At 58.0% G+C, this 19,742-nt stretch carries 15 protein-coding genes; 7 read left to right on the top strand and 8 right to left on the bottom strand.

Annotated features, from left to right (window positions below):
- Positions 1 to 248: 248 nt before the first annotated feature.
- Complete coding sequence (gene fbaA / locus BN873_RS00155; protein ID WP_048670083.1) at positions 249 to 1,319, top strand: class II fructose-bisphosphate aldolase; 1,071 nt, start codon at positions 249 to 251, stop codon at positions 1,317 to 1,319.
- A gap of 66 nt (positions 1,320 to 1,385) precedes the next feature.
- Here the strand turns inward: fbaA and mtnA are convergent, their stop codons facing one another.
- Positions 1,386 to 2,441 (bottom strand): S-methyl-5-thioribose-1-phosphate isomerase, encoded by a 1,056-nt coding sequence (gene mtnA, locus BN873_RS00160; RefSeq protein WP_048669841.1) that lies wholly within the window; start codon positions 2,439 to 2,441, stop codon positions 1,386 to 1,388.
- A gap of 473 nt (positions 2,442 to 2,914) precedes the next feature.
- On the opposite strand from mtnA, the gene BN873_RS18680 reads away from it, so the two are divergent.
- The 3 genes from BN873_RS18680 (at position 2,915) to ubiG (ending at position 5,759) form a co-directional block, all read left to right on the top strand.
- The gene (locus tag BN873_RS18680; protein ID WP_139031612.1) at positions 2,915 to 3,526 is read left to right on the top strand and encodes an OmpA family protein; all 612 of its coding nucleotides are present in this window, start codon (positions 2,915 to 2,917) and stop codon (positions 3,524 to 3,526) included.
- Positions 3,527 to 3,645: 119 nt separating this feature from the next.
- Positions 3,646 to 4,974 (top strand): TRZ/ATZ family hydrolase, encoded by a 1,329-nt coding sequence (locus BN873_RS00170; RefSeq protein ID WP_048669842.1) that lies wholly within the window; start codon positions 3,646 to 3,648, stop codon positions 4,972 to 4,974.
- Between the two features lie 65 nt (positions 4,975 to 5,039).
- Positions 5,040 to 5,759, top strand: a complete 720-nt coding sequence (gene ubiG, locus BN873_RS00175; protein ID WP_048669843.1) for a bifunctional 2-polyprenyl-6-hydroxyphenol methylase/3-demethylubiquinol 3-O-methyltransferase UbiG — start codon at positions 5,040 to 5,042, stop codon at positions 5,757 to 5,759.
- Positions 5,760 to 5,888: 129 nt separating this feature from the next.
- On the opposite strand, the gene BN873_RS00180 is transcribed toward ubiG, so the two are convergent.
- Genes BN873_RS00180 through BN873_RS00205 form a run of 6 tightly spaced genes read right to left on the bottom strand, consistent with a single transcriptional unit; the run spans position 5,889 to position 11,999 of the window.
- The gene (locus tag BN873_RS00180; protein ID WP_048669844.1) at positions 5,889 to 6,707 is read right to left on the bottom strand and encodes a PP2C family protein-serine/threonine phosphatase; all 819 of its coding nucleotides are present in this window, start codon (positions 6,705 to 6,707) and stop codon (positions 5,889 to 5,891) included.
- A 17-nt stretch (positions 6,708 to 6,724) separates the two neighbouring features.
- The gene (locus tag BN873_RS19970; protein WP_139031613.1) at positions 6,725 to 7,255 is read right to left on the bottom strand and encodes an FHA domain-containing protein; all 531 of its coding nucleotides are present in this window, start codon (positions 7,253 to 7,255) and stop codon (positions 6,725 to 6,727) included.
- A 31-nt stretch (positions 7,256 to 7,286) separates the two neighbouring features.
- Positions 7,287 to 7,640, bottom strand: a complete 354-nt coding sequence (locus BN873_RS00190; RefSeq protein WP_048669846.1) for an FHA domain-containing protein — start codon at positions 7,638 to 7,640, stop codon at positions 7,287 to 7,289.
- Complete coding sequence (locus BN873_RS00195; protein ID WP_048669847.1) at positions 7,637 to 9,712, bottom strand: serine/threonine protein kinase; 2,076 nt, start codon at positions 9,710 to 9,712, stop codon at positions 7,637 to 7,639. Before BN873_RS00195 ends, BN873_RS00190 begins: the two co-directional genes overlap by 4 nt.
- A 33-nt stretch (positions 9,713 to 9,745) precedes the next feature.
- Positions 9,746 to 11,146 (bottom strand): asparagine--tRNA ligase, encoded by a 1,401-nt coding sequence (gene asnS, locus BN873_RS00200; protein WP_048669848.1) that lies wholly within the window; start codon positions 11,144 to 11,146, stop codon positions 9,746 to 9,748.
- 52 nt (positions 11,147 to 11,198) lie between these two features.
- A complete protein-coding gene (locus BN873_RS00205; RefSeq protein ID WP_048669849.1) occupies positions 11,199 to 11,999 on the bottom strand; it encodes a helix-hairpin-helix domain-containing protein in 801 nt (266 codons plus the stop codon).
- A 277-nt stretch (positions 12,000 to 12,276) separates the two neighbouring features.
- Here BN873_RS00205 and cysE point away from each other — a divergent pair, with 277 nt between their 5' ends.
- From cysE to BN873_RS00220, 3 genes are read left to right on the top strand one after another with little or no spacing between them, the layout of a single operon-like run.
- Positions 12,277 to 13,107, top strand: coding sequence for a serine O-acetyltransferase (cysE, locus tag BN873_RS00210; RefSeq protein WP_048669850.1), 831 nt, complete (start codon positions 12,277 to 12,279; stop codon positions 13,105 to 13,107).
- A gap of 13 nt (positions 13,108 to 13,120) precedes the next feature.
- On the top strand, positions 13,121 to 13,537 hold the full coding sequence (locus BN873_RS00215) for an iron-sulfur cluster scaffold-like protein (protein ID WP_048669851.1): 417 nt from the start codon (positions 13,121 to 13,123) through the stop codon (positions 13,535 to 13,537).
- Between the two features lie 21 nt (positions 13,538 to 13,558).
- Entirely contained in the window at positions 13,559 to 13,882 is a 324-nt protein-coding gene (locus BN873_RS00220; protein WP_048669852.1) for a HesB/IscA family protein, read from the top strand.
- Between the two features lie 84 nt (positions 13,883 to 13,966).
- On the opposite strand, the gene BN873_RS00225 is transcribed toward BN873_RS00220, so the two are convergent.
- Positions 13,967 to 19,711, bottom strand: coding sequence for a hypothetical protein (locus BN873_RS00225; protein WP_048669853.1), 5,745 nt, complete (start codon positions 19,709 to 19,711; stop codon positions 13,967 to 13,969).
- Positions 19,712 to 19,742: the final 31 nt, after the last annotated feature.

Here is a 19,742-nt window from a genome sequence, read left to right on the forward strand (position 1 = left end):
ATGTAGCCTCCTCAGGGTTTAACGTGATTAGACAGCACCAAAAGCCACTTTTATAATGAGTTATTCTGGTTCATCCTGACTCAAGCAGCAATTGATCACCGACGGGTCGCCTGATTTAAGTTAGCCCTTCGGGTTGAAAGGCTGTGGATGGCCGGTATCTGGCTTTGATGGCGACAGTCGAGCAGCTATACTGCTTTGTGCTATTCATGTTGTTTAATCATAACGATTCACACGGCGAGGATTCATTCATGGCGCAACTTAAACCCGGTGTTGTTACTGGCAAGGATTATCTGACCTTAGTGGCCGCCGCCAAGGCCGGGGGCTACGCTCTACCCGCAGTCAACGTCAGCAGCAGCAGCACCATCAATGCGGTGCTGGAAGCAGCTGCTAAAAATCAAGCCGACGTGATCATTCAGCTTTCCAACGGCGGCGCTCAATTCTATGCTGGACAAGGACTGAAAGACGGCACCAAGGCTAAAATCCTGGGTGCGGTGTCGGCGGCGCAACACGTTCACCTCATGGCCGAGCATTATGGCGTATGTGCGGTGCTGCATACCGACCATGCCAATAAGGGCCTGATCCCCTGGGTCGATGCGCTGCTGGATCACGGCGAAGCCTTCTTCAAACAGCACGGCAAACCGCTGTTCAGCTCGCACATGCTGGATTTGTCGGAAGAATCCATGGAATTCAATTTGAACGAGTGCGCCCGCGTCCTCAAGCGGATGGCGCCGTTGAACATGAGCCTGGAAATCGAATTGGGCGTGACCGGCGGCGAAGAAGACGGCATCGGCAAGGAAATGGATGAGAGCGCCGACAATTCCCACCTTTACACCCAGCCAGATGACGTGCTGCAAGCCTACGAGCGGCTATCCCCCATCGGCCATTTCTCGGTCGCCGCCTCTTTCGGCAACGTGCATGGCGTCTATAAGCCGGGCAATGTGCAACTGCGGCCAGAAATCCTCAAGAACTCCCAGGCGCTGATCGAGCAACGGCATAAAACCGCTGGCAAGCCGCTCAACCTAGTGTTCCACGGCGGTTCTGGTTCAGAAAAGGACAAGATCACCCAGGCGGTCAGCTATGGCGTGTTCAAGATGAACATCGACACCGACTTGCAATTCGCCTATTCGGAAGCCATCGGCAAGTTCGTCACCGCCAATCCCAAGGCCTTCTTGTATCAGGTTGATCCCGAAACCGACAAGCCGTACAAGAAGTACTACGACCCGCGTAAATATCTGCGCGCTGCCGAAGAAAACATGGTCGCGCGTCTGAACGAAGCCTTTGCAGACTTGGGTTCCAAAGGTAAATCCCTGGCAATCTAAGCAGTGATCGCTGACGGCGGGCAACGTAGCGGAATTTGCCCGCCGTTTTTGAATCTTCCTTGATTGTTAGCCGTTCGTTGCAGGGGCCATCAGTCCCGCCATCTTCTCCCCGTCTGGCCTCAACACCACGCCGCGCTCCGTGACTAAGGCATCAATCAATGCCGCTGGGGTTACATCGAACGATGGATTCCAGACCTCTGCACCAGCCGCCGCAACCGGTTGTCCGCCCAAGCTCAGTAGCTCCTCAGCGGCGCGTTGTTCAATAGGAATAGCGGTTCCATCCTGAAGGCTTATATCGACGGTCGATGCCGGAGCCACCACCATGAACCGCACGCCGTGATAGCGGGCGGCAATGGCCAGATGGTAAGTGCCGATCTTGTTGGCGACATCACCGTTAGCCGCAATTCGATCCGCGCCGACGATCACCCAGCACACTTTGCCCTGATGCAGCAAAGCGCTGGCCGCGCCATCAGCCAGCAGCGTGACTGGAATGCCGTCCTGCATCAATTCCCAGGCAGTGAGTCGAGCACCTTGCAGCCACGGTCGCGTCTCGTCGGCATAAACCCGCTCAATCAGCCCGGCCGCGAATCCGCTGCGGATCACCCCCAACGCCGTGCCGTAACCGCCGGTCGCCAGCGCCCCGGCGTTGCAATGGGTCAATACCGCAGTTCGCTCGCCCAGCAGCGCCGCGCCCAGCTCGCCCATGCGCTGATTGGCGGTGATATCCTCCTGATGGATCGCTTGCGCTTCGGCGAGCAACTGGGCTACCGGAGGGCCTTCCACGTTTTTAATACGCTGTCCCATGCGCTGTAGCGCCCAAAACAAATTGACAGCGGTCGGCCGAGACGCCGCCAATTGGCGTATATCCGCCTCGACCAGTTCTCGCCAATGCGGTGGGTCTTGGTGATAGCGGGCTTTGGCCGCCAACACCACCCCATAAGCGGCGGTAATCCCAATGGCCGGCGCACCCCGCACCACCATCTCGCGGATCGCCTGGGCCACCTCCTCAGCGCTCAGCAACCGCTGATAGCGTATCTCGCCAGGTAACAGCCGCTGGTCTAACAGTTCAAGGGCCTCTTCGCGCCAGGCGACAGCGCGTACCCGATCAGATGCAAAAGGCATATTGGGTTTATTTCAATCCGCGCCCGTGATTGGGCGAAACAGTATGGACGATTTTGAGCCTCCCCATACACGATCATTTCCTTGAAAGGGGAGCTTGCAAATCAGAGTTTATTTTCGGTAAAAATCTCGAACAGCGCTTGCGCTGCAAGATGGAAAACCGAGAAATACTCTACATGGGCCTCTCATGAGCAACTAAACTTACCGGCGGTTATCGCAAAAATTTCTTGCCAAAATACCGAAATGACGCGCAAAATTAACTCATTTATTGTTGGTACAACATTTTTTGCAATTCTGACACAAAGTTGTATCATTACCCATCATGGCCGGCCGAATTGCCGCATGCGGTATTCATCGGTCGGTATACTGGCCAAATCAATGATCGCGGTTTGACCGACCCCGGTTTCCGTGACCGAGATTGTTTGTTAACGTACCGCGCACAGAAATTTTTGGTGCCTATTTGGGAGAGTATATCGATGAAAACGAAACTGCATAAGCTTGGCTTGGGCTTGGCTGCTACAGTGGTGCTGTTTGCCGCCGTGCCTGCCCATGCGATCAACAAGTATGGCTGCATCTATGCGGTCGATCCTTGGGACAAGATTGTCAAAGACCCCTACGGCCGCTGCATCCGCACTCCGTGGTGGACACCGGAGAAAGATGTGCCGGAATGCGGCGGCGGTGCTTCCGTTGAGCAACCGGCTGCCCAATGCGAAAAGGTGACTTTGGGCACCGATACGCTATTCGACTTTGATCGCTCCGAGATCAAACCACGCGGTCGTGCCAGACTCGACCAGCTCGCCTCCGATATCAATCGTGCCGAGCGGGTTTCCGGTATTAAAGTGGTCGGTCACACCGACGCCAAGGGTACCGATGCCTACAACATGCGGTTAGGCCAGCGCCGTGCGGACACGGTAGCCAGCTATCTGGCTTCCAGAAATATCCCCAGCAGCAAACTGCGGACCAGCAGCATGGGTGAATCGCAACCGGTCGCGCCCAACACCCTGCCCAACGGTAGAGATAACCCGGAAGGCCGTGCGCAAAACCGTCGGGTAGAAATCACGACCCTCACGGAAATGTGCCGCGAGTAATTTGCCTCACTCAGCCGGTTAATCCGGTCTGAATTGCGCCCCGGCTTGCCGGGGCGTTTTTTTATTACTGTTCTGTGGTTCGAGTCTATAATCCGGAGTCCTTATCCGGAGAACCGCGAATGCCGCAAGCTGTCGCCACTCTGCTCAATGCCCGCTGGATCGTTCCTGTCGAACCGGAACAACGTGTACTCGAACACCACACCATCGCAATCCAAGATGGCCGTATTCTCGCCATCCTCCCGCAGGCGGAAGCGGCGACTCGTTACCAAGCCGATACTTGTCTCGATCTCGATAAACACGTCCTGATCCCGGGTCTGATCAACGTCCACACCCATGCCAGCATGACCTTGCTACGGGGTCTAGCGGATGATTTACCGCTGATGAAATGGCTGCAAGATCATATCTGGCCGGTTGAGGCGCGCTGGGTGAGCCGCAGCTTTGTCCGTGACGGTGCTCGATTAGCGATGGCCGAAATGCTGCGCGGCGGCACCACCTGTTTCAACGATATGTATATGTTCCCCGATGTGGTGGCGACGGCAGCGCAAGAATGCGGAATACGGGCCTGCGTGGGCCTGATCGCCTTCGATTTTCCTACAAGTTACGCAAGCCACATGGATGAATATTTGACCAAGGGTTTGCAACTACACGAGAGTTTACGCGCCGATCCCCTGGTCCGCACCGCGCTGGCACCTCACGCGCCTTACACCGTTTCAGCGTCAGCCCTCGAACGGATCGGTCGGCTGGCAGAAGACCTTAACCTGCCGATTCATATACACGTCCACGAAACCGCTGCGGAAGTTGAGCAATTTCAAGCCAAGCACGGCTGCCGACCCTTAGCCCAACTCGAAAAGCTAGGCTTGTTGTCGCCACGCTTGTTGGCTGTCCATATGACCCAATTGGAACCGGCCGAGATCGAAACGCTGGCGCATACCGGCGTGCATGTCGCCCATTGCCCAGAATCTAATCTTAAATTGGCCAGCGGCTTTTGCCCGTCCGCTCGCCTGGACGCCGCCGGTGTCAATATCGGCATCGGTACCGACGGCGCGGCCAGCAACAACGATCTTGACCTATTCGGCGAGATGCACATTGCCGCTCTGCTGGGCAAAGCGGTGGCCGGCGATCCCACCGCCTTGCCGGCGGCCCGCGTATTACGCATGGCGACCCTCAACGGGGCGCGTGCGCTCGGCCTGGCTGATCAAATCGGTTCGCTAGAACCGGGCAAAGCCGCTGATATCGTCGCCATTGATTTATGCCAGCCCGAAACTGAACCGGTCTATCACCCGATTTCACAATTGGTCTACGCCACCAGCCGCCATCAAGTCACCGATGTCTGGATTGCCGGCCAACGAGTGCTCGCCAACCGCGAGCTGATGACCCTGGATGGCCCGGATTTGATTCAGCGGGCGCGAGGCTGGCGGAAAAAAATCGCCATCGAACGCCGGGCGTAAAATCTCCCCACCTCGGTCTACATTGTTAGCCTTTTCACCCTCATTAACCCTCAGTGAATCCGGATATGACGACTGCCCACCCGAATGTGGATTTTCAGGAAATCGCCAAATTTGAGGAACTCGCCAGTCGCTGGTGGGACCCGGACAGTGAGTTCAAACCGCTGCACGATATCAACCCATTGCGCCTTCATTACATCGACGAGCGCAGCGGCGGCCTGGCCGGCAAACGAGTGCTTGATGTAGGCTGCGGTGGGGGTATCTTGGCCGAAAGCATGGCCTTGCGGGGCGCCGAAGTCACCGGCATCGACATGGGGGAAGCACCGCTGGCGGTGGCGCGGCTGCATCAACTGGAATCCGGCGCAACCTTAAGCTATCGCCAGATTACCGCCGAGGAACTGGCCGACAGTGAACCCGGCCGCTTCGAGATAGTAACCTGCATGGAGATGCTGGAGCATGTACCCGATCCGGCGTCCACTATCGCCGCCTGCGCCCGGCTGCTTAAACCCGGTGGCCATGTATTTTTCTCCACCATCAACCGTAATCCGAAAGCCTATTGGCTGGCGGTCATCGGCGCAGAATATGTTTTACGACTCCTGCCGAAAGGCACGCACGATTACCGAAAATTTATCCGCCCCTCGGAACTGGCAAGCTGGGCACGATCCGCCGGGCTGACTGTCCAGCATCTCATTGGTATGCATTACAATCCTTTGTTGCACCGTTATTGGCTAAGCGCTGGTGTAGCGGTCAACTATTTAGCCCATTGCCGGGAAGCAGACAACGCTTAACTCCGTGCCGAGTGCGCCAACTCCACAGTGCCGTACCCTCCGGTAGCGGCAACAACCCCTACGCGATCATCCAAACCGACCAGGGCCGGCGGTGGCCAACCGTCAATCACTGTCAGCCACGCCCAGAGACTAACCATTCAAAACGCCGCGCGTCCATTTCAGCGGCCAAAACGACTTCTCCGTCGGCGCACAGGCCCGTTTAGCCCAAAGAACCGTAGTATTGTCCTGATAGGGATGCTCATGCGATCCGACTGCCGCCAATAATCGCTGACAGGGGGAGCGCGAGCTACGGGCCGCTTTGAGCGCGGCGGCGATTTCCCGCTCGGTCAGCGTCAGTAATCCATCGCTGGCCAGCAAGATCTGATCGTTTGGTTCCAAGGGAAACGGCTCGCGCGATAGATCGACCAGTTGCAAGCTTTCTCCAGTGACGACACTGATCAATGCGTTACGATCTGGATGACAGGCCGCCTCCTGCGCACTGATCTTGCCCACGCTCACCTGTCTAGCCAGAACTCTCCGATAGGCATGATCCTCATTTAACCGATGCAAACTGCCCCGCCGCCACAACCAGAGCGGGGAATCTCCGACGCTGATCCAATATAAACCTTCCTCAGCCAAAACCACTGCCAAGAGCGTGCAGCCCATGCCGCTCAAATGCTCTGGATCGGTCGTCACCTCCAAGGCCATCCGCCCGTTGACGTGGTGTAAGGTGCGCTCAAGACGCTCAGGCACACTGGTCGGCGGCACGATGTCATAGGTTTCGATAAAACTGCGAACCGCCAGTGCGCTAGCCAGCGCACCCGCCTGTTCGCCGCCCATCCCATCGGCAAGAACGAGTAGCATGTCGCCCGCTTCCAACTGAGGCGGTAATTCGAACACGCCGTAGTCATCCTCTTGCTTGGAACGCTGACCCTGCACCATGCCTCCGTCATGCACCCACGCCACCATAATGTTGCCCCCACAACTTAGTCGTCGTCGCGCCAGTCGAAGTCCGCACCGCACAGCGGCACAAACCGTAATCGGGTTTGCGCCAATTGCAATATTGCACCCCCAGCTAATTCCAAGGACTCTTGGGCCGGTTGGCCATTCAGCTCGACTTCGGCGGTCAGCGATTGCAGATAAAATCGGCGCGAGCGCGCGGTATAGATAATGGCTGCGTGGCTATCCGGCATGATGGCGCTGTCGCCGAAATCCAACCGGACCCGCGATTTATCGCTGCGACCGATATCATTGACTCCGTAGTGCAGTGCCAGCACTTGACCACGCCCCGGACCTGCGATGACCGCAAGCCAGCCTACGATTGGACCTGACGAAACGGCTGGAGCCGCCGAGAGACCCGTCAAAGGCGCCCTGGAGGTCCCCTTGAGGCGGGATGTTTTAGAGCATGACTTGGCCGCTGCCTCGGGGCGGGCGATACGGCGGGTCGGCTCGCCCACTAAAGGAGGCACTAATCCTGTATTCAGATTTCGACTATTCAGATTTCGATAGAGGGGCATCTCTGTTCTCCAGCCAAAAACGCATGGCCATTCAGTTTTTCTCAGACCGGAAGTAGAGGCGCACTTCGCCTAATTCCACAATGTCACCGTTTTTCAGTAGCACGGCGCGAATCCGTTGGCCGTTCACCCAAGTTCCGTTGGTAGAATCGAGGTCACAAATCTGAAAGGTCCCATCTGGAAGATGGTAAATCTCTGCATGATGACCTGAGACTGTATCGTTATCGAAACGAATATCGTTTCCAACAGCCCGACCCACTCGGCACGACGGTGAACGTAACCGAAGTGCATCCTTTTCCAGCGCATCAGTCCGAATAAAGCGGGCCGGGGCAAAGACGACTTTCGGCGTTCGCTCGCGTTGGGAAAACGGCCACTTAGGGAATTTCATTTTGAGTTAAACCCGGTCGAAGTGGGCGTCTCCCAAGGATTAGCAACTATCGGGCCAGAAGTTGATTTTGCTGGAGCGGCCGTTCCGTGGGCAACTCCTACCGGCTGGGTCCGGCTACGTTTTTTGGCTGCCTGCCGGCGAGCCGTGCGGGACTTGGGGGTATCAGCCTCGCTCGGTCGGGCATTCCCCTTACCGGCGACCATGCCTTTACCGGCTGGCTTGATGTCTGGCTCCTCCACCAGTTTGACGGTCGATGCAGATTTTGGCGATGAAGAACGCCCAGTCACGGCTGGAGCAGGCTTGTGAGAATTGCCAGCGGGAGGCGCTGCAACTGCCTCAGATTCAATCGTTCCATCTCTTACGCCAACCTTTTCTCCTACTGGCGCAACCCTTGTTCCAGTCGGCGCTACCTCTGGACCCGGACTCTCGGTCGGCGCTACGCCCACCGCAGGCTCGCTGATTGGCGTTTTCACAACGGGGGGTTCAGTCAATGCAGCCGGCACCCCAGGCGAGGGCGTCGGTGTGGGCAATGCCGGCGGCACGGGTTCAGGTGCCGACGCAGGCTGAACCGCCAGGCTAGGCGAAGGAGATACTGGAGGCGTTGCTATCGATGGCGACGATGCCGCAGTCGATGCCCCCACAGTCGGATTAATCGCCGCAGGATCAGGAGCGGGTATCGCCGGTATGCTCGGAGAGGGCGGCGCAACCGCGATGACCGCTGGTTTAGTGGGCTGTAATGGAGTTGCCGGGCTTGAACGGACAACGGCTGGGGGCCGCTCCGGTGGAGCTTTAGGCCACAGCCACACCAGGGCTACCGCTGTGATGGCCAGCGTCAACCCACCACCGAGCAGTGGTAGCCAGAATCTGCGGCGAGTGCCGTCTGCTGTATCTGATGACCCGCGCGGCTCCCCATATCCGCTCTCTTGTAACATCCCCTGCTGTTGCTCAGATGCATGACGTTCGGTTTCAAGAGGCGGTAACAGCCGCAAATCGTCGTCATCCAGCATCACGCTTTCAGTGGCGAGCAACGATTCCGTCGCCGGTAACACGGATAAAGTTGGCTGGGTCGATTTGTTACTAGGCCGCGCCAACGGCCCAAGAATCAGGGTATCGTCAGCATCCTGTTCGTTAACCAGCGATTCGTTCAAGGCGGCTTGCATCTCCGCCACGGTATTAAACCGATGTTCAGGGCGAACTGCCAACGCCCGGTCAATCATCCTCAGCAAACCGGCGCTGTAACGACCGGCACACGCGCGCGCCGCCGGCTCCATTGAGTCATCCAACAGCCTTTCAGCCGCTTCCACCGGTGGATCGCCGGTGACGCAGCGATACAACACCGCCCCCAAAGCGTAGATATCGCTCCAGGGTCCGTGACGATCATTGCGGGCGGCATATTGCTCCGGCGGCGAATAGCCCGGCGTGACCAAGCTGATGATATTTTTGCTGTGACGGCCCACAGCCTCGCGCGCGGCACCGAAATCGATCAAGATCACGCGGTGGTCACTGGCCCGCACGTACAGATTGGAGGGCTTGATATCGCGGTGCAGAAAACCCTGTTCATGCACCGCCTGGAGCGCCGGCAACACGTCTTCCAACAACCCACGCAATTCATCTTCGCTTAAAGTGTCGCTATCTTGTAAAACCGCATTCAGCGACTCCCCTTCCTCGTAATCCATAACGATATAGGCTGTACCGTGCGCCCGGAAATACCGCTTCACCCGGACCACAAACGGGTGTTGGACCCGCGCCAAAACTCGTGCTTCGTCTAAAAAGCGTTCCAGACCCCAGAGATACTCGGACATCTGGCCGTTGCCGCCGGTATTACCTCCCTGGGCATTGGAATGAACGGTCACACCGTCGGCGTCGCGGAAAGACCATTCCACCGGAAAGTATTCCTTGATGGCGACCCAGGTCTCTAACAAGGTATCCCACGCCTTGTAGGTAACGCCGAACCCGCCCGCCCCCAAGATGGTATCGATACGGTATTCGTCCAATCGGCAACCTGATGCCAGTGCATTGGCGGGGCGCGCGTCGCTCTGGAAGGGCACAGTTGGCGTGGCGGTATCGATCATGGCAACACCTGAGCAGTAACGCGGCGCAAACCGCTAATAGTCCGCGCCGCGAGGGGTGCGCGGGAATGGAATGACATCTCTCACGTTACTCATACCGGTTACATAGCTGATGGTCCGTTCAAACCCCAGCCCGAATCCGGCATGGGGCACACTGCCGTAACGGCGCAAATCTCTGTACCAATTATACGCCATTTTGTCCATCCCCGACTCATCAAGTCGTGCATCCAATAGATCCAGGCGCTCCTCGCGTTGACTACCACCGATAATCTCACCGATACCCGGCACCAGCACATCCATTGCTGCCACGGTGCGACCATCATCATTCAAGCGCATGTAAAAGCTTTTGATCTCTTTTGGATAATTGATCAGCACCAACGGCCCTTTCACATAATCCTCCGCCAGATAGCGCTCATGCTCGGACTGTAGGTCCATACCCCAGCGTACCGGAAACGCGAAAGATTGAACCGAGCGCTCCAAAATACCGATGGCTTCACTGTAATCAAGACGTTCGAAGGGTGAATTGACCACCTGCTCCAGACGCTGAATACACGTCTTATCGATCCGCTGAGCAAAAAAAGCCATATCGTCAGCACGCTCAGACAACACCACGCGAAAAATCTCTTTCAACAGCGCCTCAGCCAAATCGGCGTTGGCGTACAAATCCGCGAACGCAGTTTCTGGTTCAATCATCCAAAACTCGGCCAGGTGGCGGCTGGTGTTGGAATTCTCGGCGCGAAATGTCGGGCCAAAAGTGTAAACTTTGGACAGCGCCAGACAATAAGCTTCAACATTGAGCTGCCCAGAAACGGTCAGGAATGTCTCGCGGCCAAAGAAATCCTGACTAAAATCGATGCCACCCTCCGGCGTGCGTGGTGGATTGACCAGATCGAGCGTACTGACCCGAAACAAGGCACCGGCACCCTCGCAGTCGCTGGCCGTGATGATCGGTGTATGTACCCAAAAATAACCGTTTTCGTGCAAGAAGCGATGAATCGCCTGGGCCAGGCAATGACGCACCCGCGCCACAGCGCCGATGCTGTTGGTGCGTGGCCGCAGGTGGGCTACGCTGCGCAGATACTCGAAACTGTGCGCTTTCGGGGCGATGGGGTAGGTTTCGGGATCTTCGACCCACCCCACAACCTCGATCCGAGCAGCCCGCAACTCCACCGTTTGCCCTTTGCCGGATGAGGCGATCAGTTCGCCGGTCACGCGCAGCGCACACCCGGCGGTCAGATGGAGCACCTCACCTTGATAGTTGGGCAATTCAGCGGGAGCAATGATCTGCAACGGCTCGAAGCTGGAACCGTCATGCAGCGTCACGAACGACAGGCCCGCCTTGGAATCACGCCGGGTCCGCACCCAACCTTGCACGGTGATCTCTTGGCCCAATGGGGTTTTGCCGCCCAACACGGCAGCGATGGTGTGTACCGACATCGGCAAATCTGCTCCCGATCACGCGGGCACCAAGCCCGGTTAGAAAAGATGTTTAAACCTGTTCTTGGTATTTTTGCCCATGTTGGGCTTTGGCTTGGCCGATCCAGTCATCCCGACGAATGCGGCCCGTTGCTTTGATGGCGGCTTCCAGTTGATCGATGTCAGCCTCTGCCAAATTCGCCAGTTGACGAAAGGTGTTAATCCCTTGGGCGTGCAATTTCTTCTCCAAGGCAGGGCCAACGCCAGAAATCAATTTCAAATCATCAGGTTCAAGTTCAGCGGACACAGAGGCCGATGGTGTTTCAGTCAGGATGTCAGCCGGCGCGACGGGCCGGACCGGCCTGGGTTCAGCCGGTGCGACAGGTGGGATCGGCTTATTCTCAGCGGGGGCAACGGCTGCGGCTGCTTTAACTGCGACCGGTTTGATTGCCTTGTCCGGTTCGATTTCCGCACGCGGTGGGGCTACAGAGATCGATCCCACCCCGGCCTGATCGGGGTCCATGAACCGGCTGCCGCGCCGCAAAACCATGAAGTATTCATCCCACCACTGGTTTTGGGTTTGTACCCAGCGCTGGAGGACTTCTTCCATCTGCCGGACCCAAGCCGTCATTAATTCGGGCGCACCTTTTTCCTGAGCGACCTGTTCTACCCAGCGTTGGACCCAACTGGCTTCTTGTGACAGGGTTCGCCTGACGGCTGCTTCCCAGACATCCAGATTTTTCAGATAGGTTTCCCGCCATGCTTCGACCCCCGCCGGCGGCTGAAACGGCACCGCCGAGCACAAGCTATTCCATAAGCGTTTCTGCGCCTGGGTCCAACTTTTAAAAATATCTTCATTGATCCACGGCTTCATTCTGGCTACCCTCCACACTCGTTCAATTATTCAAATTATTATTCAGTGACCCGAAGCACCTGCTCCAGGAGCACGGTTATCGTCTCTCCGCTCACAATCTTAGGCCGGGTGGCGTTAGAAACCAATTTTGTCGGTTTTCCACGCCTTTTTACCCACCATGGGGTGCGGTTTCGTTAATACCACAGAACAACCAGACCACGAGCCGCTGCTATAATTCTCGCCCCACCCCGCCTGGGACGAGCGGTTTTTTTACTTCAGCTATCTGGATGAATTGGCTATGCGGTTTTGGCAACGTCTCCGCGAAGATATCACTTGTGTGTTCGACCGTGATCCGGCTGCGCGCACGGTCTTTGAAATTCTCACTGCGTACCCCGGCATTCACGCCGTGCTATTGCACCGGGTCCATCACGCGCTCTGGAATCTGGGCTGGAAATGGTTGGCCCGTTTCCTCTCCGCCATCGCTCGCTGGCTGACCGGGATCGAAATTCATCCCGGTGCCAAGATCGGCCGGCGCTTCTTTATCGACCACGGTATGGGTGTGGTGATTGGGGAAACCACCGAAATCGGCGACGACTGCACACTCTATCAAGGTGTCACTCTCGGTGGCACGAGCTGGAACAAAGGCAAGCGCCATCCCACCCTCGGCAACAATGTGGTGATCGGTGCGGGCGCCAAGGTGCTGGGGCCGTTTAAGGTCGGCGATAACGCCCGTATCGGCTCGAACTCTGTCGTCATCAAGGAAGTGCCAGCCAGCGCCACCGTAGTGGGCGTCCCTGGTCGAGTGGTGGAAGCCGGTGAACCTGAAGCCGACGTGCGCCGTGAAATCGCTCGCAAGCTGGGTTTTGATGCCTACGGTGCCACCCCAGACTTGCCCGACCCGGAAGCACACGCCATCAATCGGATGCTGGATCATATCCAATCGCTCGATTCAACCATCCGCCAACTCTGTCAAGCACTGCGCAACGCCGGTATTGATCCTGGTCATCTGTGCCTCGCAGCCGAACTGAAAGGGTGCGAGCTGCATTCGGCCGCCAGCCAGAACGGCTGGCACAAGACCTCCGACGGTGGCACAACCACCACCGCACCCACCGATAAAGCGCCGGTCTGAGGAAAAGATCATCATGCGGGAATTGAGCGCCGCCGCGTGGGCGCATTTCGAGCGGCCGCGCAATGTCGGCGGTCCGGCAACTGACCAACCCAATACAGTCGAGGTCCAGGTAGGTGAGCCGGTCAGCGGCGCTGTGTTACGACTGCATTTACAGATCAACGAGCAAAATGTGATCAACCAGGCTCTGTTTCAGGCTTACGGCTGTGGCTGGCTGATCGCCTGTGGCTCGCTACTGACCGAACTCCTCCAAAACCAGACTATGGTCGAAGCCGGGCACTTCCGTCACCATACGCTGGTCGAACGCTTGGAGATACCGCCGGAAAAACTGTACTGTGCAGTACTGGCGGAAACTGCGCTCAAGTCAGCGTTGCGGGCCTTCGCCGCCAAGAATTCGGCGTGCGTTGACCCGGAACCGACTGCATCACCTTAACCGCTTGAGAGGAAAAACCTTATGACAATCACTCTGACCGAAAAAGCGGCCGCTCGCGCCCGCGATCATCTCGCCCAAAAAGGGCAAGCCCAAGGCTTGCGGCTGGGCGTGCGTAACACCGGCTGTTCGGGCTACATGTATACCGTCGCTCTGGCCGAGGCCATTGAACCGGACGATCAGATTTTCGAATCCCAAGGTGTCAAAATCGTGGTGAGCACCAAAAACCTGCCTTATCTCGAAGGCATGGAAGTGGACTACGCCAAACAGGGCTTGAATGAGGGCTTTCGCTTTAACAACCCTAACGCCAAGGCGATGTGTGGCTGCGGCGAAAGCTTTAGTGTTTGACCCCTGGCCAGAAGGGCGCGGGATTTTTGCCAACCCGCGCCAGTTTCACCGCCATAGCAGATCACTATCGGTTAGCCGCTCGGCTTATTCCCATGCCGCCAAATCAGCGCGCACGATTCGAATCCGTTGCATGATTTCCTCTCGCTTGAGGTTGAACAGCACCATTCCGACCGTGATCAAGGCGCCCAAGCCGATCAAGATCAGCGCTCGGCTCAAACCTTGATCCGGGTAAAAGCGGAGCAACTGCCCCAGCACGTTCAGCACCAGAAACGCCACGCCTGCATAAAGAAAAGCCCGCACGCGCAAGGCGATACCTAAAATTACACCAGCCAGCGCCAGTGCCAGCGCCAACACAAATACCCACAGTTCCGGCCGCAAAAATACATCCAGTCCCGCCCCGGCGTACAGGGCGCTCAAAGCTGCCAGGCGTGCGGTGCTCAACACCTTGGGTCGCAACTCCCGCCGGTGCAGGTGCAAGAGCACCAGCACCGAAACCGCCGCCGGGATGAGGTAAAACTGCCACAAGCCATAACGGCCCGCCCACAGCGGCGCCCACAAATAGACTGCGCCATTGAGGGCCAAAACCCCTAAATACAGCGGCAGCGGATTACGCAGCGTGCCAGCCAACGACAAATACAACACGGCCACTGCCAACAAGGCCCCACCGGTCCACGCCGAGGCGAGTTGCCACGGAACGGTCATCAGCGCCAGCAAAGGCAACAGCAACGCCAGCCGGTACAGAGGTCGGGATGCAGTCCATTGGTGCAGTAGAAAGGCGGTATAAGCGGCAGCCAGGAGAAGGACAGTATCGCCGACCATCAACGGCGCCAGGCCGAACCACACCAGGCGCCCGTAAGCTCCCAGCAAGCCCAGCAATAAGGCCGTTGCATAAATCCAGCGGGCTTCATTCGGCTGACGCCAGGCTCGAACTCCCGCTAACCCCACCAGCAAGAGCATGGTCATCCCTGCCGGCAGGGAATTGGCGCTTGGGTCAAAATTCCAGGCTACCGCTCCCCAACCCGTTTCATAAGCCAACCTGGCGCCGACATGGGCACCGAGCCAGAGCAGCGTCAGCGTCAATAACCAGGGCAACGCTTCCTGCAATGCCTGCTCGACCTCGTACAGCCGCCCGCTGATCCCTTCATTCACCCTCGCGATCTGATCGCTTAACCAAGCCGTCAAGCGTGATTGCACAGACATCAAGATCAACATCAGAAATACTGTCTGTAAGGCGTACCAAGGTGTGAGAGCACCTAACACTCTAACCGGCAACCCCGTCGTACCGATCAACCACGCTGTATAGCTGGCAGCCAAGCCCAGCACTAAGCCCAATTTCAAGCGGGCCGCTTCGCTCTGCCACCAGCCCTGCGCCAGCACCACCACCGATAGCACCCCTAGAGTTGCCGTAATACTGCCCCACTCGAAACCGGTTAGGGTCCACAATAAGGCGAGAATGAGCGCGGGCAACACAGCCAACCAGTGCCCCAAAGCCGACCGCCAAACCAGCCAGCGATCTGCTCGATAATGCCACGCCAATAACAAAGCACCATTCCAGCAGGCCAGCACGAGCGGCATCCAAGGCAATGGCAGTGCCAATTTTAGAAAAATGGCGGCCAACAGCAGGACCAAGGCCAGCAACACGCCATGCGCTTGCAACGTTTTTGGCCGGAGATGGAAGGCGTGGCCTGCCGTCGCAGTTAACAATAAAGTTGCCGCGATCAATCCCCACAGGGCCGGTTCCGGCAAGGCCCAACGCCAAAACAATCCACACTCTAGCCAGCCTAAGCGCACTAACAGCAACACAAAGACGGCAAAGGGTAGCCAAAATAAAGGGCCGGCCAGATTAGCTTGCCGCCAACCCAGCCCGTGCGCCCACCTTTGCCCGTGGCGCTGCCAAAGTGCGCCCAGGAAAAAAATACCATTGAGCCAGAGCAAGGCAACCACTACTCTGACCAAAACCTGGCTCAAGCCAGAGATGTCAGCAGCGGAACTCCACCACGCCAGATCAGCACCAGCGAACAAGCCGACGGCGGTCAGCGTCCCGACCGCTAACCAAGCCATCCCTGGCCAAGCGGTATTTCTCAACACCAGAAATAAATAGAGCGCAACCGCTACCAACCCCACGGCAGGGGACAAAACCCCGGCCATTACACCGAACACACCGCCACCCAGCACGCAAACTAACCCCAAAAGCGGCCAGATATCGGGCGCAACCGCCCATCCTGGGTGGCGGGCATTCCAACGTGGCAACAGCAGATTACCGTCAAACCAAAGCGCGTAGCCCCAGCCCACCACCAGCCAGACTTCCGTTAACCGACTGAAATCGCCCCAGCCGGCCAAACTCCAGGCCAAGGCGCTCGACAGCAGCGCCAGGCCAAAACCGCGCCAGGCGGCAGCGTTTGGCCATGGCCGCGCCACCGGCAACAGGGCAACGCAGAGTAATGCCAGCAAAATCGGCAAGCGAATATCACCCAGCAAACCCGCCAGCAGCGCGCCGGCCAACGCCAATAGATACAGCAGCGTGCTCGACCGCTGGACAGGCAACCGCCAATAGGCCAGTGGCACGGCTTTTTCTGACTCCAGCCCTAGCCCGACCAGCGCCATACCGGCGCTCAATAAGGCATTGACCAGCGGTTGGCCCAAGCCCAGCCAACTGGGAGAGGTCCAGTCAGCCTCCAACAACCAGCCGATCACTGTCAGGGTGATCAACACCGCATAGGCATAACGCGCTGAGCGGTAATGCCAACTGCCAACCAGGAATAGCAACCCAGCGAGCACCAGCGCGGGCAATAACGCCAGAGCCGGCAAGCCCAAAAACGTCAATCCTGGGCTGGCCGCCACCAACAGCGCCGCCACCAGCAGGGCAAAGCCAAACAGGCTTTCTTCCACCTGCCGCCGTCCATCAGCGCCACCGGGAACCGTAAAATCAAGCACCTGCACCAATCGCTCAATCGCAGGCTGTGCCAGCATCACCACCGCCACGCGCCAGACGAGCAAGACGTAGAGAACAGCGACCGTCGCCAGCCAGGGCAAGGTAAACCCCATGCGCTCTAACCCAACCAGCAACCCTACTAAGCCCAGCACGAAGGGCAGCGCCGCCCAACGGAACAACCGGAAATAGCCGATCAGTAGCAGACCAGTCACTACCCCTAACCCCACAGTCACCGGCCAACGCGCTGCAAGGCCACGATTTAGCAAAGCCAAGCCAAGCTGCACCAGACCAACGGCCCAGAGCAGCGCCATCGCCTGTTCCAGCGGTTGGCGGATTAAAGTGGTAACGGATAATTCCGCAGATTCCGACAGCGATTCAACCGAGGGATTGTCGAGATCCTCCGCAGCTAACATGCGGCGCACCCGCAACCTCCAGGCCAAACGCCATAAAATGACCCATAGCGCCGCCACCAAAATAAACTCGATAATCCCAGTGCCTGGTTCTGGGAAATAACCCCGCTTGACCAACAACCCAGCACCGGCGATGCAAGCCAGCACCCCATAGAACAACGCTTGCCGGTGCAAACTTAAGCTCAGCCATAACAGCAGCGCACCCGCCAAAATGAGTAGCAGGATCGGCTCCAGGCGGCCAAACAGCGCAGGCCACAAGGCCAAGCCCATCAGCAAGAGCGCTAAGGCCACCGTCGCCAGCGCGCTCGTAACCCACACGCGGCGGTTCTCAGGCGATTGTCGGGGAGCGTGCAAGCCCAATGCGGCCCATAATCCCGCCAGGGCCAGCCAGCCGTAAGAGGTCTGCATGGCCCAATCCAGGCCGAACAGATCCGGTAGATACCCGATGGCGACCGCTGCCAATCCTGCGACCCCGTAACCGGCATAGCGCCAACGGGTATGAACTTCCGACGACGGCAACAGCCACTGAGTAGCGAGATAGGCGAGTCCCGCCGCCAAAGCAGCCGTCGTGAAACCCAACCAACCCGGCGCATTGTGCGGCAAACTCCAGGCCATCAGCCCGACCAGAAGCACCGCAAAAGCTGCTATACACTGCTGGGCCATGAGCGGCCAACGGGGGCCTGCCCAGCGGCCTAACAGCAATAGCGCCAGCAACCCTGGCGCTCCGGCTAAACCGTGCCAAGCCGGTGGCAGCCAATGCAGTAGAGCCGATCCATACAGCCCCACCGTACAGCCAAATAGAAGATACAACGGCGGTAACGTTCGATAGCGCCACGCCATCCAACCGTATAACAACACCCCCAAAGCGAGTGTCAGCAACAGCGGCAGCGTGGACTGAAAGGCTATCGCGATAGCTACCGCTGATAAGCCGTAGAGGACAAAGGTGAAGCGGGACAGGAACGCATATTTGTTGACCCACTCCTTAAGAGCGGCGTCCACCGGACAGAGCAGACCGCACAGTGCCATCAGGAATGGCCCCGTATAGCCCACCGGCAAAGCGTCAGGCCACAGCCAGGTCAAATGCACAAATGACACGATAGCGGTATAAGCCAGCATCCCAACGGCGTAATACGTAGTCAGCCGACGATCCACGAATAAGCGCCGCAACCACTCGCTGGCAAAAATCCATAAACCGTAACCAAGTAGTCCTAACAAGAGAGCGTGCAGCACCATCAAGACTCGCCAGTCAGGCACGAATCCAGCCAGTGGCGCGGCCAGTTGCACCGCCACCAATGCGGTCAAGAGCCGGGCATAACGGCCCTGCAACACTCGGTCGATCAGGGCAGCGGCCAGATTGGCCGCCCAAGCAAAGGCCACTAATGTCCCCATCGCCAGCACCAAACCGACGGTCATCGGTAGTGCATCACCGTGGCCTGTAACCACCAAGCGCGTGGACATTCCCAGCACCAAGGGTGCTAATAGCATCCCAAGCGTCACCAACATATTGCCGGCAACCGCCAGTTCCGGGCGCTTGCGTCGGAACTGATAACCGGCCCACAGCAGGAAAGCACTCGCAACGAATAAACTGGCGAAGACCACCAGTGCGTTAAGAAAGCCGGAGGTGTTAGCGATCAAGAACAACGCACCGGCGATAAAACAGAAGCCGCCCACGAACCAGCCGACGTTCTGCGCTAGAAACGGCGCAATCAGCTTCGGCCAACCAGACATGGCCTGCAATGCCTTTTCCAGGGGACTTGGTGGCGCAGGCCGCCAAGCGGTGGCGTCCAGTGCGGTCATGTCCTTGACCACTCGCCCAGCAGGTAGCGCCGCCTCCACCACGGGACGCGCTATCGGTCGCTTAGCCGATTCTTCGGCATCACTTGGGCCAGCCGGAATAGCAGGGGGCACCGGCGAGGCCGCAGCCGACGGAGCGACCGTCCAGGCTGGCAACGGCGGTATCGTCACCGGCAAGGGTTCTTCATCGGTGACATGCTCTGGAGCGGCTCTCTTCTGAAGATCCGGGACAGCCGCTACGGTGGCCGGCGACCAGGGCGGCAATCCTGGCGGCGTTTCGGCTCCTTGTGCTAGCAACCGCCACGCCGCTAGCCGCCGCCGCTGCCAGTTGGCATCCTCTGCCTGTACTCCACTTTCTCCCAGATGCCGTTGCCAAAGCCGATCCAATCCGCTGGCGAGTTGCTGGTGCTGGGCTGAAGCCAAGGCGCCCGAATCGAGCAACCGGTTTAACTCCAGCCGTAACAGCACCAGATTTTCCATATCGACCGGCCCATAGCGCGAATCACCGCCGGCCAAATCGAGAATTGGCGGCGACCGCTCAAGCGGTGGTGACGCTTCTATCGGCCTGGACGGCTCCGCTAATCCGTCGCGTAATAACCGGACCTGACGACGCGCGATGACCAAAGCGATCAATAGGATGATCGGTGAAATCAGCCAGGCTCCAAGCAGTACTATCAAGAAGACTAATTCCATGATCGCTCTTTACTCCACAGATGAACCCGTC

Origin of the sequence: Candidatus Competibacter denitrificans Run_A_D11, assembly GCF_001051235.1 — a bacterium.
Lineage (GTDB): Bacteria > Pseudomonadota > Gammaproteobacteria > Competibacterales > Competibacteraceae > Competibacter_A > Competibacter_A denitrificans.